A 20040-nucleotide genomic window follows, 5' to 3' on the forward strand; every position below is an offset into this window, starting at 1 on the left:
ATGCTCGAAATTCTGCGGCGCTGCTACAGCTCCAAATTCCAGTTCTGGCCGACCAGATCCTTGCCGAAGGAATGGTGGCGCTCCTCGTTGGCCAATTTAAAACCCGCAGCCTCATAGATGTGGCGGGCGGCGGCGAGCACGTCGTTGGTCCACAGCGTCAGTGTCGTGTAACCCGTGGCGCGGCAAAAGCCGATACATTCCTCGACCAGCCGCTTGCCGATACCGAGGCCGCGCGCCGACGGCTCGACATAGAGCAGGCGCAATTTCGCCACCGCGTCCGACTGGCGCACGACGAAGACCGAGCCGACGACCTCCCTTTCCCGCTCGGCGATCCAGCTGCGTTGCCATTTCGGATCGAAGGATTTGACGAAGACACCGAGGATTTCGGCGACCAGCGCTTCATAGGTTTCGTCCCAGCCATATTCCTGCGCGTAGAGCAGGCCCTGCCGATGGATGATCCAGCCGATGTCGCCGACTTGCAGGGACCGCAGCATATAGGGAATTTTGGGTTCGGCGCTTCCGCCCAGCAGAAGCTGCACCGTCTGCATGGCCTTGACCAGCCTGTCCTGTTCGGCAACCGAAAGCCGTTCGAGCAAAGCCGCGACCTGGTCGTGCGAACCCTGGTTCAGCGGCGCGAAGGCCTGCCGCCCGGCCTTGGTCAGCGCGATCGACGAGCGCCGCGCATCCGCCTCCATCGTGGCGCGCTCGACCAGATCACGCTCCTCGAACTTCTTCAGCAGCCGGCTGAGATAACCGGCATCGAGGCCGAGATCGCGTGCAAGGTCGGTGGCGGTCAGGCCATCGCGATGGGCCAGCTCATAGAGCACCCGCGCCTCGGTCAGCGAGAAGGTGCTTTTCAGCAGCCCTTCGTCGAGCAGCCCGATCTGGCGGGTGTAGAAGCGGTTGAAGGCCCGCACCGCGTCGATCAGCTCCTTGCCTGGGTGATCATGAATGGTCATGGCATCCTCCTCCCGGCAAGATCAGCGATTTAGTTGACTTAGTCAAGTATCTGTTTGAAGCAATTGTTCCTGATGATGCTCACCGGGCGCCTTGACTCGCGCGAGTTGCCAGCCTATTTCAGCGCCACGTTAGCACTCCCCCAAGATGAGTGCTAACCACATGTCCGGCGCCGCCGGACGGAGGAACTGTTCTCACCATTCTCATCGAGGAATAAAAAATGGCAAAGTCGAAGTTCCGCCCGCTTCATGACCGCGTGGTCGTTCGTCGGGTCGAATCCGAATCCAAGACCGCGGGCGGGATCATCATCCCCGATACGGCTAAGGAAAAGCCGCAGGAAGGCGAGATCATCGCCGTCGGTTCCGGCGCCCGCGACGAAGCCGGCAAGCTCGTCCCGCTGGACGTCAAGGCCGGCGACCGCATCCTGTTCGGCAAGTGGTCGGGCACCGAAGTCAAGCTCAACGGCGAAGACCTTCTGATCATGAAGGAAGCGGACATCATGGGCGTCATCGGCTGACACGCCGCCGCCTTTCATCCGCACCATCCAATCTGAATTTCGGGCGAAATGCCCAGGAGTAAAAAATGGCTGCCAAAGACGTAAAATTCTCCCGCGACGCTCGTGAGCGCATGCTGCGCGGCGTCAACATCCTCGCCGACGCGGTGAAGGTCACGCTCGGCCCCAAGGGCCGCAACGTCGTCATCGACAAGTCGTTCGGCGCGCCGCGCATCACCAAGGACGGCGTCACCGTCGCCAAGGAAATCGAGCTTGAGGACAAGTTCGAAAACATGGGCGCGCAGATGGTCCGCGAAGTTGCTTCGAAGACCAACGACATCGCCGGCGACGGCACCACCACCGCGACCGTTCTGGCACAGTCGATCGTCCAGGAAGGCCACAAGTCGGTTGCCGCCGGCATGAACCCGATGGACCTCAAGCGCGGCATCGACCTCGCCGTCGCCGACGTCGTCGCGACGCTGATCAAGAACGCCAAGAAGATCAAGACCTCGGAAGAGGTTGCCCAGGTCGGCACCATCGCCGGCAATGGCGACGTGTCGGTCGGCTCGATGATCGCGGAAGCGATGCAGAAGGTCGGCAATGAGGGCGTCATCACCGTCGAGGAAGCCAAGACCGCCGAGACCGAGCTTGAAGTCGTTGAAGGCATGCAGTTCGACCGCGGCTATCTCTCGCCCTACTTCGTCACCAACGCCGAGAAGATGGTTGCGGATCTGGAAGACGCCTACATTCTTCTCCACGAGAAGAAGCTCTCCAACCTGCAGGCCATGCTGCCGATCCTCGAGGCCGTCGTGCAGACCTCGAAGCCGCTGGTCATCATCTCGGAAGATGTCGAAGGCGAGGCCCTGGCCACGCTGGTCGTCAACAAGCTGCGCGGTGGCCTGAAAATCGCCGCCGTCAAGGCGCCGGGCTTCGGTGATCGCCGCAAGGCCATGCTGGAAGACATCGCCATCCTCACCGGTGGCCAGGTCATTTCCGAAGACCTCGGCATCAAGCTCGAGAATGTCGGCCTGAACATGCTCGGCCGCGCCAAGAAGGTGTCGATCTCCAAGGAGAACACCACCATCGTCGACGGCGCCGGCAAGAAGGCCGAAATCCAGGGCCGCGTCGCCCAGATCAAGCAGCAGATCGAGGAGACCACCTCGGACTACGACAAGGAGAAGCTGCAGGAACGTCTCGCCAAGCTGGCGGGCGGCGTTGCCGTCATCCGCGTCGGCGGTGCGACCGAAGTGGAAGTCAAGGAAAAGAAGGACCGCGTCGATGACGCCCTCAACGCGACCCGCGCGGCCGTCGAAGAAGGCATCGTTCCCGGCGGCGGCGTCGCCCTGCTGCGCGCTTCGCTGAGCATCAAGGCAACCGGCGCCAACTCCGACCAGGCCGCCGGCATCAGCATCGTGCGCCGCGCGCTGCAGGCTCCGGCCCGCCAGATCGCGGCCAACGCCGGTGCGGAAGCATCGATCGTTGCCGGCAAGATCCTTGAGAACAAGGGGGCAACCTTCGGCTACAACGCCCAGACCGGCGAATATGGCGACATGATCGCCATGGGTATCGTCGATCCGGTCAAGGTTGTGCGCACGGCTCTGCAGGACGCGGCCTCGGTCGCCGGCCTGCTGGTCACCACCGAAGCCATGATCGCGGAGGCTCCGAAGAAGGAGTCGGCTGGCGGCGGCATGCCTGGCGGCATGGGCGGCGGCGGCATGGGCGGCATGGGTGGCATGGATTTCTAATCCAGCCAATCTCGCAAGCTTACGGAAAGGGCGGCAGCGATGCCGCCCTTTTTGTTTGCTTCATAGCGGGCTGCCCCGGCTCAAGCGGCGATATCAATGCACCGCGGCAGCGGCACTCTTGGCCGGCAATGCCCCCTCAATCAGCGCCGCGACCTCATCGGCTACCGCCAGCACCGGGGCGCGGTCGTGGGTGGCGCGTGCGATCACCATCAGCCCTTCCAGCGATGATTCGACCAGCAATGCGAGCGCGTACGCGCGGCGCTCGGGCACCCCTGCCCTGACGAAGGCCGCCCTGAGCAAGCCTATCCACTGCTCGAAGGCGGACCGGCACAATTCGGCCAGTTCCGGCACGTCTGTCGGCGAGTCCAACACCACGGGCGCGATCGGGCAACCGAGCGTGAACCGATTGTCCTCCAACATGCGGGCGACCGACTGGTAAATGTGGTGGACGGCCACCGCCGGATCCTTTTCGGCAGCGAGTGCGGCGTCCAGCCTCTGCGTCACATCGGCGACGCTGTCGCGCGTCACCTCGATGACCAGCTGGTCCTTGCCGCCCGGAAAATGAAAATAGAGCGAGCCTCTCGGCGCGCCTGAGGCGCTCAATATGTCGTTGAGCGAAGTGCCGTGATAGCCGCGCTGCCGAAGCAGGCGTCCCGTGGTCTCGAGTATGCGGGTACGGGTGTCGTTCGCCATGTCAACCTCTGTCAGGAGTGAGCATTATAGGCCTTGCCTCGAATATGACAATCGGTCTACATAATATGTAGATCAGTCTACATATCGAGAGGCAAATGCGCAGTTATCGTCTTGAAGGAACCTGCGGGACCAAGTGCCTGGTGATGCGCGACGAGGCGCAGCCGACGCCGAAGCCGCACGAGATCGTCGTGCGTGTCCGCGCCGCTTCGCTCAACCGCCGCGACACGATGATCCTCAACGGCAGCTATCCGCTGGCGCCGCGCCAAGGGGTCGTTCCGCTGAGCGACGGCGCCGGTGAAGTCGTTGCGGTCGGCGATGCCGTCACCCGCTTTGCCGTCGGCGACCGCGTCACCGGCAGTTATTTTGCGCGCTGGATCGATGGCCGCATCAATGCCGGTCTGATCGACCAGCTTGGCTGCACGCTGGACGGGATGCTGGCCGAATACGCCGTGCTCGACGAGCAATGGGCGGTGCGGCTTCCCGATCATCTCGACCGGCATCAAGCGGCGACACTAACCTGCGCCGGCCTGACCGCCTGGAATGCCGTGACTGGGGCCGAAATGCCGAAGCCCGGCCAATGGGTTCTTGTCATCGGTTCAGGTGGCGTCGCGCTATTTGCGCTGCAATTCGCCAAGCTGCTCGGCTGCCGTGTCGTGGCGGTTACCTCGCGCAACGAGAAGCTGGACCGGCTGCAGGCGCTAGGCGCCGACCTCGTCGTCTCGACCGCCGACATGCCGGAATGGGGTGCTGCGGTGCGAGAGCAGACCGGCGGCATCGACCTCGTCGTCGAGACCGGCGGCCCGCCGACCTTCGCGCAATCGATGATCGCCTGCGCGCTTTACGGGCGCATCGTGCTTCTCACCATACAGGATGCGAAAGGCGGGACGGTGCAGATCCCCGGCCCGGTCTACCAGCGCAGCCTCGCCACCATCAGCCGCCTGTTCGTCGGCAATCGCACCAACCTCGAAGCCATGCTGCGCGCCATCTCGGTGCATCGGCTTAAGCCTGTCATCGACAAGGTGTTCGCCTTCGAAGAGGCCAACGACGCCTATCGCTATTTCCAGCAAGGCGACGTCTTCGGGAAAGTGGTCGTCGACAGCGCCTGACTGGTCCGCCCCAAAATCTGATCGACCCCTCAAATCAAAGGAGAGACACAATGACCATTCGTGAAGCAGAGGCCCAATGGCAGGGATCGTTGAAGGAGGGTTCGGGCCGGCTGAAGCTCGGCAGCGGCGTCTTCGAAGGCGCCTACTCGTTCCCGTCGCGTTTCGAGAACGGTCCCGGCACCAACCCCGAGGAATTGATTGCCGCGGCGCATGCCGGCTGCTTCTCGATGGCGCTGAGCGCCATCCTCGGCCGCGAAGGTTACACTCCCGCACGCATCCACACGATCGCGAAAGCGCATCTCAGCGCCACCGCGGCCGGACCGACGCTGACCCGTATCGAGCTGGAGACCGAGGCAAGCGTCGCCGGGCTGGCGGCGGGGGAGTTCGAGCGGCTGGCGCAGACGGCCAAGGAGAGCTGCCTCGTGTCGCGGGCGCTGGCCGGCGTCGCCGTGATCACGCTCAAGGCCCGCCTCGTCGAAACCGCTACCGATCACTGAAGGGAAGGAATATCCAATGACACAGGAACTCATCATCGACATCGCGGCGGCCAAACGCTCCGCCGAAACGGCCGAGATCATGCGGCGCTACAACGACGTCTTCCAGCGCCACGACCCTTCGGCGCTCGACGATCTGGTGGCGGAAGATTGCGTGATCGAGAACACCACGCCGGCCCCGGACGGCGCCCGCCGCATCGGCAAGGGCGCCTGCGTCGAACTGTGGTCGGCGATCGCGACCGGACCCGGCACGCGCTTCGACATCGAAGAAACCTTCGTCGCCGGCGACCGGGCGACGATCCGCTGGCGCTACTGCATGGCCGACGGCAGATCGCTGCGCGGCGTCAACCTGATGCGCGTGGCGGACGGGCAGATCGTCGAGGCCATGGGCTACGTGAAGGGTTAGGTTGGCGCTGCCCGCGATCTTCCTGTCTACCGGTCCGCCAGCGCCAGTTTGGCGCCGAGCATGACAAAGGCACCGGCGAAGGTGCGGCGCATCCAGGTCAGCACCTTTGGCCGCGACACGACATGGCTGCGGATCGACGCGGCAAAAATGCCATAGCTGACAAAGACCACGAAGGTGAGCAGCATGAAGATGCTGCTGAGCTCCAGCATTTTCGACAGCGCATGCGGTTCGGTGGTGCTGACGAATTGCGGCAGGAAGGCAAAGAAGAAGATCGACAGCTTCGGATTGAGGATGTTGATGAGGATGCCCGAAGTGATCACTTTGCCGGCCGAGCGCGGCGCCACATTTTCTTCGACGCTCAGGCCGCCCTTCTCCTTCAGCGTGTTCCAGGCCATGTAGAGCAGGTAGGCGACGCCGAGATACTTCAGCGTCTCGAAGGCGACGGCACTGGTATGCAGCAGCGCCGCGAGGCCGGTGATGGCGGCCGCCATGTGCGGAATGATGCCGAGCGTGCAGCCGAAAGCGGCAATGATGCTGGCGCGCGCACCACGCGAAAGCCCGGCGCTCAGCGTATAGAGAACGCCGGTGCCGGGCGAAGCCACGACAATCAGCGACGTCAACAGAAATTCGATGCTCACAGATGGTCTCCCGGTGCTGGCCCTGCCGCCGGCAGCGTAATCAGCGAAACGTGCGGGCACAAGCCGGCCTGAGAGCCTATGCGAATTCAGATCATGCTGTTGGCGTGCAGCTTGCTATCGGCAATAGGCTGCCGAACTTCCCAGTGTTCGACCAGCTTGCTGTCCTTCAGCCTGAAAATGTCGACAATGGCCAAGCCCTCCTCCTCCGGTTCGCGTTTTGCGTGCATGTGCACGATGACGAAATCCCCTTCGGCAAAAATCCGCTTCACCTCTCCCTTCACGAGGGGAAATGACTGTTTGAGCTGCTGCAGATAGGCTTTGAAGCCTTCCGCACCATCCGCAATGTTCGGATTGTGTTGGATGTAGCGTTCGCCAAAATGCATCGAAGCAGCTTCGATGTTGCCTTGGTTTACTGCTTTGTCGATGAAGTCCAGGACGATCGTCTTGTTGGTCTCGAGCGAATTATGACTCTCGGCTGGAAATGGATTTGATGGTTCGTCACGCATGTTTTGCTCCTTCCCGTGCCTGCTTCTGCCCGGTGTGGACAGGAGCGTCCGCACGCCGACATTGCCAACATGATCTGTTGCGATTGTGAGATGGTCGATACGCTATTCCACTAGATTCTTATCCAATCGTCTAATAGCGTCGTCCTATTCATCGTTGGAGGATGGTTCTCATGGACGCCTTGTCCGAAGTTCTTGCTTCGCTGAGATTTGGCAGCGCCATGATCGGCAGCGCGACCCTGCATCGGCCATGGGGTATTTCGGTGGATCCGACAAGGAATGCCGCCATCCACGTCATACAGAACGGCGAATGCTGGCTGCGGTTAGCCGGTGAAAGGGAGCCGATCCGCTTAGGCGAGGGAGATGTCATCCTTGTCGCGAGCGGTATCGGGCATGCCCTTTGCAATCCGGCGGATGCACCGACGGCATCGATATCCGCCGTCCTTTCCGCAAATCGGAGCGGACTGGAACCGAAAAGCGAGAGCGGCGCGACAACTCTTCTTTGTGCGAGATATTCACTCGACGGCGTCGGGCCATATCCGATGGTTTCGCTGCTTCCTCCGCTGATTCATTTGACCCGGAATCAGATCGACACCAGCGAGCCGCTGCGGCTTGCCCTGGAACTTCTGCAGGTCGAAGCGAAAGGCGATCTCGGCGGCCACGACATTGTCGCCCCACGCCTTCTCGACAGCACGTTGATCTTCTTGTTGCGCGCCTGGATCGAACATCAGCCACTCGGAACAGGGGGATGGTTTGGCGCCTTGCGCGACAAAGGCATTGCGCAGGCTTTGCGCCTGATCCACGAGCGGCCGGGCAATCCCTGGACCATCGCTTCCCTTGCCAGCGGCGCAGCACAGTCCCGGGCCACCTTCGCGCGTCGCTTCGCTCAACTGGTAGGACAGCCGCCGCTGTCCTATGTGACCCGGTGGCGGATGAACCTTGCCGCCAAGGCTCTGCGGGAAACGAACCAGAACATTGGCGAGATCGGGCGCGCCGTCGGATATGAATCGGTGCCGTCGTTCTCGCAGGCATTCAAACGATTGACCGGACGATCGCCCGGCCTCTACCGCAGCGACTTTCGCGCATCTGATTGACGAAATTCAAACTGGGACGCCAGCCCGAGGGCCGTCATTCAAGCGTCGGCAGACCGTGAGCCCGACGCGCGATCAGGCAGTCGTCATCGCCCGGCATGCAGGCGCGGCAGACGTCGGGGCGGATGTCGTAGATGCCGCAGGCCGTTGACTTGCCGACCTCGCCGCACAGTGCCGAACAGCGCGCGCCGTCGCAGCGCATACCGGCTTCGTCGGCAGCCACGTATTTTTGCGGGATAAGGTCGAGCTGCGCGTCATCCTCGGTGGAGAAGCGCGGCCATCTGGACGAGTAGGCGCAGCAGGCGCCACAGGTCTGGCAATCGAAGGCAATCGGACCGACGCCCTCTTGTGGCGACGAAAACTCCTCTGCGACCGCCAGGGCAAGCAGCCTTGGCGCAGATTTCCGGTCGGCATTTTGCTGCAAGGACGCTATTTCTTCTTGGGCTTGCGCGGCGGTGCTTCCGCCGGCGACCTGAACAGATCGGTGCCCGCTTCGGCGGCTTCGCCGGTTTTTGGCGCGGCCGCCGGCTTGGCCGGCTTCACGGCGGCAGCAGGCGCTGCCGGCTGGCCCTTGGCGGAAAACTTGATTGCCATATCAATCCTCGTCAGAGAAACGCGATGATGGCGCATTCGGATTGCGAAGGCGGCCGATGAGCGCCGAAACGGCCGTGATGTTCATTTCTTCGGGCGACCAGTTCCTGGCTTCCTCGATGTGCCGGGGCGCCAGCTCGCGATGCGTGCTGCCGCTGTAAGCGGCATCCTGAAAGGTCATGCGCTCGCGGGTCTTGGCGTTTTCCCGGACGTATTCAATCAGATAATTGGGGCATTCGGCACGACCGCGCACGCCGAGCCGAACCTGGGCATCGCCGTGGACACGCCTGCAGCGCTCGAGCTTTTCGAGCACGCGCCGGACATATTCGACCGGCTTGTCTAGTTCGCCCACGACATCGGCGATGGTCGAATCTGCGGCGATCGCCTTTTGAGGCACGCGTTTGGTGGCCATCAGCGTTTGCCTGCGCGTTTCGGCGAGGCCGCGAGCGCAACCGCCGCCGCCATGTCGTCGGCTTCCTTCTCCAGCCGCAATTCGCGCAGCCGCGCGGTCTTGGCTTCGCGGGCCTGGCTGACGGCATCCCGTTCGGAATTGATGCGGTCGAGCGACATCGACTGGGTCCGCGTCTTGCTGAAAATGGATTCGGCCTGGTCGCGGGGTTTTTTTGAAGTTGCGGTCAAGGTCTTTCTCCCGGTTCGGAGCACGCCGCCGAAAAGTGGCGAGACTGGTCTTTCGGCCAGGATCCCGCACAAAGCAATACGGCAGCCGGTTCAAATTGCTGGAACGTCCTTAGCACGTCCGGGCCGTCGAGCAGCGCTCTTTCGGCGGTCGAAGCGCAAAAATGAAAAAGGCCAGGCACCGCCTGACCTTCCATAAGAGCGCCTGCGCATCCCGAGAAACGCGCAAAGAAACGTTCTTCTCAATGCACATGATCCGCTCCGAGATTTAACATCCCGCGATCATGCGCTGGAATTTGCCATTCACCGGTGCCAGTACATCCGTGGTCACCGGTGAGGCTGAATTCCGTTTTAGGCCGCCTTCAACTGGTCGGCGGACATCTTGCCCGACTTGTTGTCGCGGACCATCTCGTAGCCAAGCTTCTGGCCCTCGACGATGTCGCGCATTCCGGCGCGCTCGACGGCTGAGATGTGGACGAAAACGTCGGCAGAACCGTCGTCAGGCTGAATAAAACCAAAACCCTTGGTGGCGTTGAACCATTTAACTGTGCCTGTGCTCATAACGAACCCTTTCCATGGCAAATATTCGTTCGCCGTCATGCGGATGCACAACAACGTTTGTCTCGATTTTGATGGGGGAAGTTCGCCAAAGGCGCGCCTAAGCACGCGGATAACAAAAGTCGGTCAAACAAATATCGACAAAATTCTTATAGACTTCTTTGCGCGTTGTGTCAATTTTTTTGATTTGCCACACTCGCGAAGACGCGCGGCGGCGGCCCGCGCCAGCACATCGGACGGCGAAAGCCGGGCTATTGCCCGCCGAAAAAACCACTTAGCCGGGAACCATTTTGGCACCGCGGGCATTCTTTCGGTGTCGAAAGCCGTTCTTGAAAGAGCGATCTTGAGAGAGGCGGACGACAAACAGGACGCCCCCCGCGCAGATAAAAGGCACGAGGGGCGTTCCTGTGTGATGCGAGCATTCGCGCCGCCTGCCCCTCACAGCATGCCGCGGCTGAGCCCACCATCCACCGGCAAAGCCACGCCGGTGATATAGGCGGCGTCGTCGCTGGCCAGGAATGCGGCAACCGCGCCGAATTCGGCGGGGGTCCCGTAGCGCTTTGCCGGGATTTCGGCCTGACTCTCGGCGGCGATCACAGCAGCGTCCACACCCCTGTCGGCGGCGTCCATCGCGTCGAACTGCTTCGTCCGGTCCGTCGCAAAACGGCCAGGCAGCAACAGGTTGACGGTGACGCCGTCCGCCGCCACTTCGCCGGCCAGGGTCTTGGCCCAGCCGGCAAGCGACGCGCGCAACGCATTCGAAGCGGTGAGGCCGGGGATCGGCTCGCGGACGGACGTGGAGGAAACGGCGATGATGCGTCCCCAGCGCCGCGCCCGCATGCCTGGCAGGAAAGAAATGGCGATGCGCATCTGGCTCAGCACCATGCTGGTGAACTGCTTCTCCCAGACGCTCGCATCGAAGACGCTGGCCGCGAAGGGCGGCGGGCCGCCGCCATTGAGCAGGACGATGTCGATCCGCTGATGCTCGTCCTCGATGGCACGGATCAGCCGGGAGACGCTGTCGTTATCGGAAAGATCGGCGCTGAAAGTCGAGCAGATGTGGCCGGCGGACTCGATTGCGTGCCGCGCCGCATCCCGGGTCTCCTCCCCTCGTCCGACCAGGATGATCTCGGCGCCTTTCGCCGCGAGCGCTTCGGCGACGCCGAAACCGAGGCCCTTGCCTCCGCCGAGAACAAGCGCCTTCCTTCCCTCAAGATTTGCAGCCATCAGCCAAGCGTCCTCTTGGTTTCACTGCCCATTTCGGGCGACTTCCCTAGCGTACATGCACAATGGCGTCGGCTTCGACCGGAACATTGGCCGGCAAGCCGGCCATGCCGAGCGAGCAGCGGGCATGCTCGCCACGCTCGCCAAAAACATGGAGCAGAAATTCGGATGCTCCGTTGCCGACCTCCGAATAGGCCGCAAAGCCGGCCGCCGCGTTCACATAGACGGTCAGCTTGGCGAATCTCACGACGCGGTCGAGATTGCCGTCCAATTCCTTGTCCAGCCAATAGACGATGTTGGCCGCGCAGAGCCGGGCGGCGTTCCGCGCCGCGGCCAGATCGATCTCTGCGCCGACCTGGCCGATCGCAGCGATCTCCTGCCCGATCTCGGGGATCTGACCGGAGACATAGACGATGTCTGCGACCCGAACCGTCGGCGAGAACGGCAAAGCGGGCCGATCGAGCGACGGCCAGGCGACACCGAACTCCTCAAATCTTCTTCTGTAGGACAAGGTGGCTGCTCCTGTTTTCGTTGGCGCGAGCGGACCTTGAATTCAGACCGGGCTTTCGGATAGCCTGATAGTGCTGACCCAGCTATCAGGAATTTTTATGACTGGTGATATCGACGTCAGGCTGCTGCGCGCCTTCGTCACCGTGGCCGATACGGGAACGGTGAGCCGGGCCGCCGATCGGCTTGCCCGCACCCAGGCGGCGGTGAGCATGCAGCTTCAGCGCCTCGAGGGCGAAGTCGGCGCCGAGCTGCTGCGCCGTTCGCCGCGCGGCGTGACGCTGACCGAGGCCGGCGAGATCCTGCTCGCCTTCGCCCGCAAGGCCATCGCGATCGGCGACGATGCCAGGCGCGAGATAGAGGGCCGCAGGCTGGTCGGCCGTGTCCGGCTGGGCATCGTCGAGGATTTGGCGGTGACACGGCTGCCGTTGATCATCGCCGACTTCCGCCGCCGGCATCCTTCCGTGGAGATCGAGCTGACATCAGCCAGCAGCACCGATCTCAGCAAGTCGCTGGGCGAAGGAAAATGCGACATCGTCATGGCCGATCCGGCGCGCTTCACAAAGGCGCCGCGAGGCCATCTGTCACGACAGCTGGTCTGGGCGGCAAGCCGCATGATCGAGATCGATGACGAGGTTGAGCTTCCGCTGATCATCTTCGAAGGCGCCTGCTCCTGGCAGGACAGGATGCTGGCTTCGCTCGCCGAGGCCGGGATCGGCTGGAAGATCGGCTGCCGCGTGTCGACCTTCGCGACACTGAACTCGGCGCTGAGGGCCGGGCTTGGCATCGGCCTTCTGCTGCAGGAAGGACTACCGCCCGACTGCCAAAGCCTCAACGGACGCTTCAACCTGCCGCCGGCGCCGACAGCGGATTTCGGCGTCTATCTCGCGAGGGACCCGTCCCGGCTGGTCGAGGAGTGTGGCGATTTCCTGCGGGCGGGTTTCGAGACGTAGCGAAAAGATCTGACGTCATTCACCGCTCCTGGTCGGTCGGGCGGATGACGATCTCGTTGACGTTGACGTGTGCCGGCTGGCACACCGCGTAAAGAATGGCCGCGGCGATGTCCTCGGCGGTAAGCGCCTCCATGGCGGCAAGCCGCTTATCCAGATCAGCCTTGAACGTCGGATTGGTGATGTGGTCGCCGAGCTCGGTGCGTACCAGGCCGGGCTCGATGACGGTGACGCGAACCTTGTCGGCGTAGACTTCGCGGCGCAGCGATTCGGAAAAGCCGACGACGCCGAACTTGGTTGCTGCATAGCCGCTGGCGCCGGGATTGGCGACACGGCCGGCGACTGACGAGACGTTGACGATGTGACCCTTGGCGGCCCTCAGATGCGGCAGCGCCGCCTTGGTGACGCCCATCAGCGCCAACAGGTTGAGCTCGACCATGCGGCGCCAGTCGTCGAGCACCGCCTCGGCGGCGGGCGACAGAAGCATCACCCCGGCATTGTTGACGAGGATGTCGAGGCGGCTCCATTCGGCGACAACCTTGTCGACCATGGCGGTGACATCGTCGTTGCTGGTGACGTCGGCCTGGATGCGGAGCGCCGTGCCGCCGGCCTTTTCGATACGTGCGGCCAGCGCTTCGAGACGATCGGCGCGGCGTGCGGCAATCGCCACCTTGGCCCCGGCGGCTGCGAGCGCCACAGCCGTTGCCTCGCCGATGCCCGAGGAGGCGCCGGTGACGAGTGCGACCTTGCCGGCTAGTGCGGAAGAAACAGAAGTCATTGTGAAGTCTCCAAGGCCCCTGCCCGATCTTCAGATAGGCCGCGGGCCGCGAAGTGGAAGACCAGCTTGCCGGTTGCTCGGCTCTACTCGTCTGGGCCGGGCTCCGGCCAAGGCTCTTTCGCCGCCTCGGCATACCAGTGCCGCATCGCCGGCATCGAAAGCACGGCGTCGACATAGGCGCGGGTGTCGGGCGCCAGCGTGCCACCGTAGGTGTCGAAGCGGGTGACGACCGGCGCGTACATGGCGTCGGCCGCGGTGAAACGGCCAAACAGGAACGGGCCGCCTTTGCCGTGCTTTTCGCGGCATTGCCGCCACAAATCCTCGATGCGCGCCCGTTGCGCCTCACCTTCGGCGTCGAGCGGCCTGTGGCCTTTCGGCCGGCGCAAATTCATCGGCCAGCCATAGCGGACCTCGCGAAAGCCGGAATGCATCTCTGTCGCCGCCGAGCGGGCCAGCGCGCGGGCGCCGATGTCGGCCGGCCAGAGCTTTTTCCCGGGAAACAGCTCGGCGAGATATTCAAGGATGGCAAGGGTTTCCCAGACGATCCGGACCTCGCCATTCGGCAGCCGATGGTTCAGCACCGGCACCTGGCCGGTCGGCGATATCCTGGCCAGATTGGCCGCGGTCTCGGGCGTGCGCAGGCGCACAAGACCTTCCTCGAACGGGATCTCCAGATACTTCATCGCCAGCCACGGCCGCAGTGACCACGACGAAAAACACTTGTTGCCGATGAAGAGTGTGAATTCAGCCATTGTCCCTCCGGCCCTGTCTGTTCGGGCGTTCTGGTGCACCCTATCCTGTCGGCTTCGCGGCCGGAAGCTATCCCAATCGACGGGCAGAACCCGGAACCTAAGCGATCCGCGACCGTTTCTCCAGGCGAACGGTCCAGGAGATGCGAGATGGTGAACAAGGATCAGGTTGCCGGCGTTGCCAAGCAAGCCAAGGGCTCGGTCAAGCAGACCGCCGGCAAGGCCACCGGCAACAGGCGCGCCGAGGCCGAAGGCGACGTCGACAAGGCGACCGGCAAGATGCAGGCTTACGGCGACGTGAAGGAGAAGGTGAAGAAGGCGCTTTGACGCCGGCCCTTCGTGAACCAGGAAAAGGCGGCTCGGCCGCCTTTTTTGGCCCTCTCCTGCCCGTCAGAAAGTCAGGCTTTTGCTGTATGCATTGGTGAAGGTGACCTCGCCATGATCTCCGGCGGCTTCGCCCAGCACCACATCCATGCTGTTTCCCGTCACCCGCGCCAACGCAAAGCCGCCCATGAAGGCGGCCTTCGGCTTGAACAAGTCGACCCCGTCACGGTGGTAGATCATCGGCGTCGCGTGCTGGTGGCCATGGAAGATGCCGACGACGTTGTAACCCTTCAGCACAGCCAGCAGCGCCTGCCTGTCGGCTTCGCTCCACCAGTGCGGCGGACCCTTGCCGCGGTCGTCGAAGGTTTTCTCGGCGGCGTCCCATCTTTCGATCGAAAAAGTATCCCAGCCATAATGCTGGAACAGGATGACCGGGCGGCCGTCGCCGGCATAAGTCGCCAGGTCCTGCTTCAGCCATGGCAGGCTGCTGACGGCGCCATGGCCGGTATCGCCGGCGAAACGGTGCGTCTGGACAAGATGCAGGCCGCCCCAATCCCATGAATAGCAATCGGTCGCGACATCGTAGTCGGTCGCCGGCGCAGGCGGCTTGAAGAACACGCCGGGGCGGTGGTTGACCTCGACGTAGTCGCGCATTTCGCGGCGGTACCAGTCGACATGCGAGCGCGGGCCGTTCTGGTCGAGGTCGTGGTTGCCGAGGCCGACATAGACCGGCATGTGCACGCGGTCGGGGCCGACGCCTTGCTGGTAGCGCTGGCTGAACTGAAGCAGTTGCGTGCCCTCGCTGGGCTGGGTGATCTGGCCGCCGCCATCATCGGTGATGTCGCCGCCAACGACGAGGCCGAGCGGCGTGCCGATTTTGCCCGTCGAGCGCAGGGCGGTGGCAACGCCATCGATTTCAGCCGGCCATTGCCTGTCGCCGACGCCGTTGAGTGCGGCGACGTTGCGCAGCAAGGCAGCGTCGGTCTTGCCCTCCTGCTCGCAATGCGGGCTCAATCCGTTCGCCGTGCGGCAGGCATGGACATCAGCGATAAACAAGAAGGTGGCGTCGATCGGCGGGATACGCTGGCCGGTCTGGCCGAAGGCCGGGCGCGAAACGGCGCCGGCCGCGGCAACGGCCGCTGCCTTCATCAGGAACCTGCGCCGGGAAACCGGCCGGGCGGAAATACGATGCATCATGCGCTAAAATTCAGCACGACGCGGACCGGCAGTCCAGTTGCTCGCAAAGTGTGTCGACACGTTCTCCCAGGTCTGGCATTGCTTTCGGTATTCAACTTGCGCGGGCAGAGGAGGACGCCATGAAAGCTACATCCATCGGCATGCCAATGGCGATTCTGGCGGTGACGAGCGCAGCGCATGGCGCCGGGTGCATCGACGCCAAATCGGCCAAGGCCGGCTTCATTCTCGAAAGGCCCGGCATCCACAGCGAATTTCGTCCGGCGGCGGGCGGAATGGTTGCCGTGGCCAACAAATACCAGTCGCAATCGCCGCAGTCGCAGTACCTGTTCGGCGGGCTGATCGAGGTGTTTCGCGACAGCAGCACGGGGCAGCTGGCGATGATCCCGTTTTCCGATCTCAGGAAGGTGTTCCCGCTGAAGGCGGGGGCCAAGAGCAAGATCGTGTTTGCCCGCCTCGCGCCGAATAAGCCGCCGAAGGGCACCGAGACGCTGGAGATCAACATCAAGGGCAAGGAGACGTTCAGCTTGGGTGAATGCAAATACTCCGTGCTCGCGGTCAAGCAGACGATCAGGAGCGAGGCCGGCGAGATGCGGGACGAGTTTACCGCGCTTTACGCACCCGACCTGCAGGCAGTTGTGGCCAGGCGCTATGACGAGGGCACCAGTGCCGAAAGCGTGGTCGGCTACGAGCTGATCAAGCCGCTGCCGAATTAAGAGCTCGGCCTCCCCGCCTCGGTCATAGTGAGCGACTGTCCTGCCGGCGTCAGAGGGCTCTGTGCAGTATCCTGCTACGTCGCCTCGTTCCTGTTTTGGACGACATAACTCCCTGCTCCAACGCCATCAGGCAGTCACGCAGCACGCCTGCGTCCTGTGCTGTCTTGGCCATCGACATGGCGCCCGAATAGCTGGCGACGGCGAGCGCTGCGAAGCGCTGCGGATCGGTACCTAGCTCCCGGCCCGCCTGCTGGTCGGCGCTGATCTTGTCGGCGATCGCCTGACGCCAGGTAGAAAAAATGCCGGCAAGGGCAATGCGGAAATCCGGATCGGCAAGCGACAGTTCATGCGCCAGGTTGTTGAGCGGGCAGCCGCGCACGAAACCCTGCTGCTCCAGCTCCGCCGCGACGGCCGCGAACACGGAGCGCACGCCCTCGCGCGCTGAGAGAGCCATCCGCATCGGCGCGATCCATGTCTCTTCTACGGCGGCGGCGACCCGCTCCTCGATCACTGCGAGCGCCAGCGCCTTCTTGGTTGGGAAATGGTGGTGCAGCGCGCCGCCGGTGACGCCCGCCGTCGCCATCAGGTCGCCCATGCTGGATGCATGATAGCCGCGTGCCTGAAACGCCTCCTCGGCGACATCGAGCACCTTTTTGCGCATGCCTTCGGGGTCGTTGGTGCGTTTTTGAGCCCGCGACCTTGGGCGAGCGGATATCTCTGCTGACATCTTCACACGATAGCAGATTGACAAAACAGGACAACCGGTCTGTTTTGTAAAACAGCCGGTAGGGTTTGCTTGGCGCGACGCCGCCAACGGCCAGTGATCGATTCGGACGAGGCGCTGCTTCTACTCTTTCATGAACCAATCAATATCCAGCGTGCCTCTTCGCCACTCCGTTGCGGTCACATCGGCACTTAAACTAACCACCGACGATTTCGCGTCTCTTGCGAGGCTCTTCAAATCGGCAAGAGCCATTTTTTCTTCGAGTGGCAAAAGGTGCCCGGCACTCCAGAACCTGACATTTTCGTCTGTATGCCTCAGGGTTCCCAACAGAAAAGATCGGCCAAGATCAGGTCGGTTCCTGATCTCTCTTATTGCGCGGATTAAGCGGTCGTGAGCCGCATTCGATCCTTTGACATCCCCCATTTCAAGTAGTTGACGGTGCAATATGGCAGCCTCAACGTATTCTCTTTCGGGGTCCCTTGGCGCTTCTGGCTGCTTCACATCGAGCACTTTCTTGCGCATGCCTTCGGGGTGGTTGGTGCGTTTTTGAGGCCGCGACCTTGGGCGAGCGGATATCTCTGCTGACATCTTCACACGATAGCAGATTGACAAAACAGGACAACCGGTCTGTTTTGTAAAACAGGATGACTGTCCTGTTGTGGAGATCGCGCAATGAACCTGCCTTTGAACGTCGAATCTAAATCCGATCTGCTCGGCTCGCCCGTTGTCGAACTCAGGCAATACACGCTGAAACCCGGCAGGCGCGAGACGCTGATCGGTATCTTCGACAATCACCTGATCGAGGGCCAGGAAACCGCGGGGATGACCATCATCGGCCAGTTCCGCGATCTCGACCGGCCGGATATGTTCGTCTGGCTGCGCGGCTTCGACGGTATGGAAGCGCGGAAACACGCTCTGACCGCCTTCTATGACGGGCCGGTCTGGGCTGCCTGGCGCGACGCCGCCAACGCCACGATGATCTCATCCGACGACGTGCTGCTGCTGAAGCCGGCCTGGCCGGGCGCGAGCCTAGACCTCTCGGGATCGAAACGAGTACCCCGGTCGGACCTCGAAAAACCGAGCGCAAGCAGCGATTTGCAGGCAATTGTTGTCATCAAGATTCACCATTTGCAACCGGGCCTGGAAGCCCGTTTCGCCAAGGAGTGTCAGACCGCAGCTCTTCCGGTGCTCGCCGCACTTGGCGCACGGCCGCTTGCCGCCTTCGTTACCGAACATGCCGAAAACAGCTTTCCGCGGCTGCCGGTGCGGGCCAGCGAAAACGTCTTCATCAGCATCACCGGTTTCGCCAGCGCCGATGCACATGCCCGCCACGAGGCAGCCTTGGCTGCCTTCCCGAGATGGCAGGAATTCGAGCAGGCCGCGCAGTGGGATTTGGCCAGGCCCGTGGAGGTTCTGCGCCTGGCGCCGACGGCGCGATCGCTGCTCGGACAGCCAACGCCGGCGTGACCAACGCCGTTGAAAGCCACCTATGTGCACTGAACCCTCTGTCTGGCTCACGCCTGAAAATGCCTGCCATGGATCACCTGGTAACGCGTGGTCCATGCGGTTGCCTGCTCCAGGTCAAGGCAAACGCGCAGCAGCCGGTGATCCTCGTTCTTGCGGCCAATGAGCTGGATGCCAATCGGCAGGCCGTCTTTCGACTGGAAAAGCGGCAGGCTGGCGGCCGGTTGGCCGGTCACGTTGAAGATTTCGGTGAAAGGCGCAAAGCCGTAAGCCCGGCTCGCCCAAGCCTCGTAATCGAAGACAGCACCATCGCCATGGATGGCGCCAAGCCGGGGCGTAAGCTCGGCCGTCGTCGGCGTCATGATCAGGTCGAACCCATCGAACGCCATCGCCATCGCCAGCGAAGCGCTGTGCACATGGTCCTGCGCCCTGAGATAATCGGCGGCCGAGGATCGCCGAAAACAGTCGAGCGCGTGACGAGTCAGGCTTTCGATTTCGCCGGCCCCCGGCATCTGCCCGATCTCGTCGGCGCGCTCGTCAATCAGCCGCGCGACCTCCGACATCCAGAAGATGCTCCAGTCCGCTTCGGCGCTGGCTTCCCGCGGGAAACGCGCCTCTGTGACCTCGTGCCCCCTGTCCTCGAGGAGGATCATGGCTTCCTGGAATCTTGCCCCGATCTCGGACGCGACGGGCGTGCCGTCCGGCCGGCGCGCCAGGCACGCGACGCGCAGACGCTCGCCGGGCGAAGACAGCCAGTCCAGGTAGGACGGCACCGATTTGGACACGGAGTAAGGCGCTCCTTGTTCTGGACCGGCAGTCATGTCCAGCATGGCGGCGCTGTCGCGAACGGTGCGGGACAGCACGTTCTCGGCGTAGAGCCCGGCGCCGACCTGACCTCGACCAGGCCCGACAGGCGTGAGCCCGCGCGACGGCTTCATGCCGAACACGCCGCAACAGGCAGCCGGCACCCGGATCGATCCGCCGATATCGGAACCGTGGGCGACCGGCACCATGCCGCTCGCCACCGCGGCAGCAGCTCCGCCGCTTGAGCCGCCCGCCGTCAGCGAAGGATCCCAGGGGTTCGAGGTGGGGCCGCGAAAGCTGGGTTCGGTGACGAAGTCGTTGGCAAATTCAGGCGTGTTTGTCCTGCCCAGCAAGATCAGACCGGCGGCCCGCCAGCGCCGGACGATCTCGCTGTCGGGCTTCGGCGCGGCATCCTTGAAGTAGAGCGACGAGTGCGTCGTCGGCCACTCCCGTACATTGACGCCGGTGTCCTTGACCAGAAAAGGAATGCCGGCGAGTGCCGCCTGCCGGTTGCAGCTTGCCGCAACGGAAAGCGCCCGGTCCGCATCGATCAGCGTGACGGCATTAATGGCGGGATTGATGCTTTCGATCGCTTCGATAGCCGCCTCGACGACCTCGACGGCGGATAATTCGCCCGAGCGAACATGCCCGGCCAGGGCGACGGCATCCAACGCCACGTATTCGGAAAGATTCAT

The 20040-nt window shown here is 62.9% G+C and carries 27 protein-coding genes; 10 read left to right on the forward strand and 17 right to left on the reverse strand.

Going from position 1 to position 20040, the window contains the following annotated elements:
• Positions 1-23 precede the first annotated feature (23 nt).
• A complete protein-coding gene (locus NKJ23_RS14290) occupies positions 24-959 on the reverse strand; it encodes a bifunctional helix-turn-helix transcriptional regulator/GNAT family N-acetyltransferase (RefSeq protein WP_352680707.1) in 936 nt (311 codons plus the stop codon).
• A 218-nt stretch (positions 960-1177) separates the two neighbouring features.
• On the opposite strand from NKJ23_RS14290, the gene groES reads away from it, so the two are divergent.
• Together groES and groL are read left to right on the forward strand one after the other, a co-directional pair.
• The gene (gene groES / locus NKJ23_RS14295) at positions 1178-1474 is read left to right on the forward strand and encodes a co-chaperone GroES (protein ID WP_352680708.1); all 297 of its coding nucleotides are present in this window, start codon (positions 1178-1180) and stop codon (positions 1472-1474) included.
• Between the two features lie 65 nt (positions 1475-1539).
• A complete protein-coding gene (gene groL, locus NKJ23_RS14300; RefSeq protein WP_352680709.1) occupies positions 1540-3195 on the forward strand; it encodes a chaperonin GroEL in 1656 nt (551 codons plus the stop codon).
• Positions 3196-3288: 93 nt separating this feature from the next.
• On the opposite strand, the gene NKJ23_RS14305 is transcribed toward groL, so the two are convergent.
• The gene (locus NKJ23_RS14305; protein ID WP_352452748.1) at positions 3289-3888 is read right to left on the reverse strand and encodes a TetR/AcrR family transcriptional regulator; all 600 of its coding nucleotides are present in this window, start codon (positions 3886-3888) and stop codon (positions 3289-3291) included.
• Between the two features lie 95 nt (positions 3889-3983).
• On the opposite strand from NKJ23_RS14305, the gene NKJ23_RS14310 reads away from it, so the two are divergent.
• From NKJ23_RS14310 to NKJ23_RS14320, 3 genes are read left to right on the forward strand one after another with little or no spacing between them, the layout of a single operon-like run.
• Positions 3984-4994, forward strand: coding sequence for a zinc-dependent alcohol dehydrogenase family protein (locus NKJ23_RS14310; protein WP_352680710.1), 1011 nt, complete (start codon positions 3984-3986; stop codon positions 4992-4994).
• Positions 4995-5044: 50 nt separating this feature from the next.
• Entirely contained in the window at positions 5045-5491 is a 447-nt protein-coding gene (locus NKJ23_RS14315) for an OsmC family protein (RefSeq protein WP_352452750.1), read from the forward strand.
• A gap of 16 nt (positions 5492-5507) precedes the next feature.
• A complete protein-coding gene (locus NKJ23_RS14320; RefSeq protein ID WP_352680711.1) occupies positions 5508-5894 on the forward strand; it encodes a nuclear transport factor 2 family protein in 387 nt (128 codons plus the stop codon).
• A 26-nt stretch (positions 5895-5920) separates the two neighbouring features.
• Here the strand turns inward: NKJ23_RS14320 and NKJ23_RS14325 are convergent, their stop codons facing one another.
• The gene (locus NKJ23_RS14325; RefSeq protein WP_352680712.1) at positions 5921-6532 is read right to left on the reverse strand and encodes a LysE family translocator; all 612 of its coding nucleotides are present in this window, start codon (positions 6530-6532) and stop codon (positions 5921-5923) included.
• An 86-nt stretch (positions 6533-6618) separates the two neighbouring features.
• A complete protein-coding gene (locus tag NKJ23_RS14330; protein ID WP_352517837.1) occupies positions 6619-7038 on the reverse strand; it encodes a nuclear transport factor 2 family protein in 420 nt (139 codons plus the stop codon).
• 170 nt (positions 7039-7208) lie between these two features.
• On the opposite strand from NKJ23_RS14330, the gene NKJ23_RS14335 reads away from it, so the two are divergent.
• Positions 7209-8129 (forward strand): AraC family transcriptional regulator, encoded by a 921-nt coding sequence (locus NKJ23_RS14335; protein WP_352517838.1) that lies wholly within the window; start codon positions 7209-7211, stop codon positions 8127-8129.
• A 34-nt stretch (positions 8130-8163) separates the two neighbouring features.
• On the opposite strand, the gene NKJ23_RS14340 is transcribed toward NKJ23_RS14335, so the two are convergent.
• From NKJ23_RS14340 to NKJ23_RS14370, 7 genes are all read right to left on the reverse strand, one after another.
• The gene (locus tag NKJ23_RS14340; protein ID WP_352517854.1) at positions 8164-8505 is read right to left on the reverse strand and encodes a YkgJ family cysteine cluster protein; all 342 of its coding nucleotides are present in this window, start codon (positions 8503-8505) and stop codon (positions 8164-8166) included.
• Positions 8506-8555: 50 nt separating this feature from the next.
• Positions 8556-8720 (reverse strand): hypothetical protein, encoded by a 165-nt coding sequence (locus NKJ23_RS14345; protein WP_023722752.1) that lies wholly within the window; start codon positions 8718-8720, stop codon positions 8556-8558.
• Between the two features lies 1 nt (position 8721).
• Positions 8722-9129: a hypothetical protein gene (locus NKJ23_RS14350; protein WP_352517839.1), complete on the reverse strand. Its 408-nt coding sequence runs from the start codon at positions 9127-9129 to the stop codon at positions 8722-8724.
• Entirely contained in the window at positions 9129-9356 is a 228-nt protein-coding gene (locus tag NKJ23_RS14355) for a hypothetical protein (RefSeq protein ID WP_023677608.1), read from the reverse strand. The genes NKJ23_RS14350 and NKJ23_RS14355 overlap by 1 nt, the downstream gene beginning before the upstream one ends.
• A gap of 348 nt (positions 9357-9704) precedes the next feature.
• A complete protein-coding gene (locus tag NKJ23_RS14360) occupies positions 9705-9914 on the reverse strand; it encodes a cold-shock protein (RefSeq protein WP_010915421.1) in 210 nt (69 codons plus the stop codon).
• A 435-nt stretch (positions 9915-10349) separates the two neighbouring features.
• The gene (locus NKJ23_RS14365; RefSeq protein WP_352680713.1) at positions 10350-11138 is read right to left on the reverse strand and encodes an SDR family oxidoreductase; all 789 of its coding nucleotides are present in this window, start codon (positions 11136-11138) and stop codon (positions 10350-10352) included.
• 46 nt (positions 11139-11184) lie between these two features.
• The gene (locus NKJ23_RS14370) at positions 11185-11646 is read right to left on the reverse strand and encodes a RidA family protein (protein ID WP_352616790.1); all 462 of its coding nucleotides are present in this window, start codon (positions 11644-11646) and stop codon (positions 11185-11187) included.
• Positions 11647-11743: 97 nt separating this feature from the next.
• Here NKJ23_RS14370 and NKJ23_RS14375 point away from each other — a divergent pair, with 97 nt between their 5' ends.
• Complete coding sequence (locus tag NKJ23_RS14375) at positions 11744-12595, forward strand: LysR family transcriptional regulator (RefSeq protein WP_352680714.1); 852 nt, start codon at positions 11744-11746, stop codon at positions 12593-12595.
• Between the two features lie 19 nt (positions 12596-12614).
• Here the strand turns inward: NKJ23_RS14375 and NKJ23_RS14380 are convergent, their stop codons facing one another.
• Together NKJ23_RS14380 and NKJ23_RS14385 are read right to left on the reverse strand one after the other, a co-directional pair.
• Positions 12615-13370, reverse strand: a complete 756-nt coding sequence (locus NKJ23_RS14380) for an SDR family NAD(P)-dependent oxidoreductase (protein WP_352680715.1) — start codon at positions 13368-13370, stop codon at positions 12615-12617.
• Positions 13371-13453: 83 nt separating this feature from the next.
• Complete coding sequence (locus NKJ23_RS14385; RefSeq protein ID WP_352680716.1) at positions 13454-14122, reverse strand: glutathione S-transferase family protein; 669 nt, start codon at positions 14120-14122, stop codon at positions 13454-13456.
• 147 nt (positions 14123-14269) lie between these two features.
• Here NKJ23_RS14385 and NKJ23_RS14390 point away from each other — a divergent pair, with 147 nt between their 5' ends.
• A complete protein-coding gene (locus NKJ23_RS14390) occupies positions 14270-14446 on the forward strand; it encodes a CsbD family protein (protein ID WP_352680717.1) in 177 nt (58 codons plus the stop codon).
• A gap of 63 nt (positions 14447-14509) precedes the next feature.
• On the opposite strand, the gene NKJ23_RS14395 is transcribed toward NKJ23_RS14390, so the two are convergent.
• A complete protein-coding gene (locus NKJ23_RS14395) occupies positions 14510-15640 on the reverse strand; it encodes a metallophosphoesterase (RefSeq protein WP_352680718.1) in 1131 nt (376 codons plus the stop codon).
• Positions 15641-15759: 119 nt separating this feature from the next.
• On the opposite strand from NKJ23_RS14395, the gene NKJ23_RS14400 reads away from it, so the two are divergent.
• Positions 15760-16353 carry a hypothetical protein gene (locus NKJ23_RS14400; RefSeq protein ID WP_352680719.1) on the forward strand — a complete coding sequence of 198 codons (594 nt, stop codon included), beginning with the start codon at positions 15760-15762 and terminating at the stop codon, positions 16351-16353.
• Positions 16354-16402: 49 nt separating this feature from the next.
• On the opposite strand, the gene NKJ23_RS14405 is transcribed toward NKJ23_RS14400, so the two are convergent.
• Positions 16403-17014, reverse strand: coding sequence for a TetR/AcrR family transcriptional regulator (locus NKJ23_RS14405; RefSeq protein WP_352680803.1), 612 nt, complete (start codon positions 17012-17014; stop codon positions 16403-16405).
• 186 nt (positions 17015-17200) lie between these two features.
• Positions 17201-17599 (reverse strand): hypothetical protein, encoded by a 399-nt coding sequence (locus NKJ23_RS14410; protein WP_352452761.1) that lies wholly within the window; start codon positions 17597-17599, stop codon positions 17201-17203.
• A 150-nt stretch (positions 17600-17749) separates the two neighbouring features.
• Between NKJ23_RS14410 and NKJ23_RS14415 the strand changes: the two genes are divergently transcribed.
• Positions 17750-18544, forward strand: coding sequence for an NIPSNAP family protein (locus NKJ23_RS14415; RefSeq protein WP_352680720.1), 795 nt, complete (start codon positions 17750-17752; stop codon positions 18542-18544).
• 47 nt (positions 18545-18591) lie between these two features.
• On the opposite strand, the gene NKJ23_RS14420 is transcribed toward NKJ23_RS14415, so the two are convergent.
• Positions 18592-20040, reverse strand: coding sequence for an amidase (locus NKJ23_RS14420; RefSeq protein WP_352680721.1), 1449 nt, complete (start codon positions 20038-20040; stop codon positions 18592-18594).

The organism is Mesorhizobium sp. M0184 (assembly GCF_040322215.1).
In the GTDB taxonomy this organism is placed as follows: Bacteria; Pseudomonadota; Alphaproteobacteria; order Rhizobiales; family Rhizobiaceae; genus Mesorhizobium.

What these genes read in the sequence shown, in the direction of transcription:
- NKJ23_RS14290 (WP_352680707.1), bottom strand. Translation starts at nt 959, where the DNA reads ATGACCATTCATGATCACCCAGGCAAGGAGCTGATCGACGCGGTGCGG.
- groES (WP_352680708.1), top strand. Translation starts at nt 1,178, where the DNA reads ATGGCAAAGTCGAAGTTCCGCCCGCTTCATGACCGCGTGGTCGTTCGT.
- groL (WP_352680709.1), top strand. Translation starts at nt 1,540, where the DNA reads ATGGCTGCCAAAGACGTAAAATTCTCCCGCGACGCTCGTGAGCGCATG.
- NKJ23_RS14305 (WP_352452748.1), bottom strand. Translation starts at nt 3,888, where the DNA reads ATGGCGAACGACACCCGTACCCGCATACTCGAGACCACGGGACGCCTG.
- NKJ23_RS14310 (WP_352680710.1), top strand. Translation starts at nt 3,984, where the DNA reads ATGCGCAGTTATCGTCTTGAAGGAACCTGCGGGACCAAGTGCCTGGTG.
- NKJ23_RS14315 (WP_352452750.1), top strand. Translation starts at nt 5,045, where the DNA reads ATGACCATTCGTGAAGCAGAGGCCCAATGGCAGGGATCGTTGAAGGAG.
- NKJ23_RS14320 (WP_352680711.1), top strand. Translation starts at nt 5,508, where the DNA reads ATGACACAGGAACTCATCATCGACATCGCGGCGGCCAAACGCTCCGCC.
- NKJ23_RS14330 (WP_352517837.1), bottom strand. Translation starts at nt 7,038, where the DNA reads ATGCGTGACGAACCATCAAATCCATTTCCAGCCGAGAGTCATAATTCG.
- NKJ23_RS14335 (WP_352517838.1), top strand. Translation starts at nt 7,209, where the DNA reads ATGGACGCCTTGTCCGAAGTTCTTGCTTCGCTGAGATTTGGCAGCGCC.
- NKJ23_RS14345 (WP_023722752.1), bottom strand. Translation starts at nt 8,720, where the DNA reads ATGGCAATCAAGTTTTCCGCCAAGGGCCAGCCGGCAGCGCCTGCTGCC.
- NKJ23_RS14350 (WP_352517839.1), bottom strand. Translation starts at nt 9,129, where the DNA reads ATGGCCACCAAACGCGTGCCTCAAAAGGCGATCGCCGCAGATTCGACC.
- NKJ23_RS14360 (WP_010915421.1), bottom strand. Translation starts at nt 9,914, where the DNA reads ATGAGCACAGGCACAGTTAAATGGTTCAACGCCACCAAGGGTTTTGGT.
- NKJ23_RS14365 (WP_352680713.1), bottom strand. Translation starts at nt 11,138, where the DNA reads ATGGCTGCAAATCTTGAGGGAAGGAAGGCGCTTGTTCTCGGCGGAGGC.
- NKJ23_RS14375 (WP_352680714.1), top strand. Translation starts at nt 11,744, where the DNA reads ATGACTGGTGATATCGACGTCAGGCTGCTGCGCGCCTTCGTCACCGTG.
- NKJ23_RS14380 (WP_352680715.1), bottom strand. Translation starts at nt 13,370, where the DNA reads ATGACTTCTGTTTCTTCCGCACTAGCCGGCAAGGTCGCACTCGTCACC.
- NKJ23_RS14385 (WP_352680716.1), bottom strand. Translation starts at nt 14,122, where the DNA reads ATGGCTGAATTCACACTCTTCATCGGCAACAAGTGTTTTTCGTCGTGG.
- NKJ23_RS14390 (WP_352680717.1), top strand. Translation starts at nt 14,270, where the DNA reads ATGGTGAACAAGGATCAGGTTGCCGGCGTTGCCAAGCAAGCCAAGGGC.
- NKJ23_RS14395 (WP_352680718.1), bottom strand. Translation starts at nt 15,640, where the DNA reads ATGATGCATCGTATTTCCGCCCGGCCGGTTTCCCGGCGCAGGTTCCTG.
- NKJ23_RS14400 (WP_352680719.1), top strand. Translation starts at nt 15,760, where the DNA reads ATGAAAGCTACATCCATCGGCATGCCAATGGCGATTCTGGCGGTGACG.
- NKJ23_RS14405 (WP_352680803.1), bottom strand. Translation starts at nt 17,014, where the DNA reads ATGCGCAAAAAGGTGCTCGATGTCGCCGAGGAGGCGTTTCAGGCACGC.
- NKJ23_RS14410 (WP_352452761.1), bottom strand. Translation starts at nt 17,599, where the DNA reads ATGCGCAAGAAAGTGCTCGATGTGAAGCAGCCAGAAGCGCCAAGGGAC.
- NKJ23_RS14415 (WP_352680720.1), top strand. Translation starts at nt 17,750, where the DNA reads ATGAACCTGCCTTTGAACGTCGAATCTAAATCCGATCTGCTCGGCTCG.
- NKJ23_RS14420 (WP_352680721.1), bottom strand. Translation starts at nt 20,040, where the DNA reads ATGAATCTTTCCGAATACGTGGCGTTGGATGCCGTCGCCCTGGCCGGG.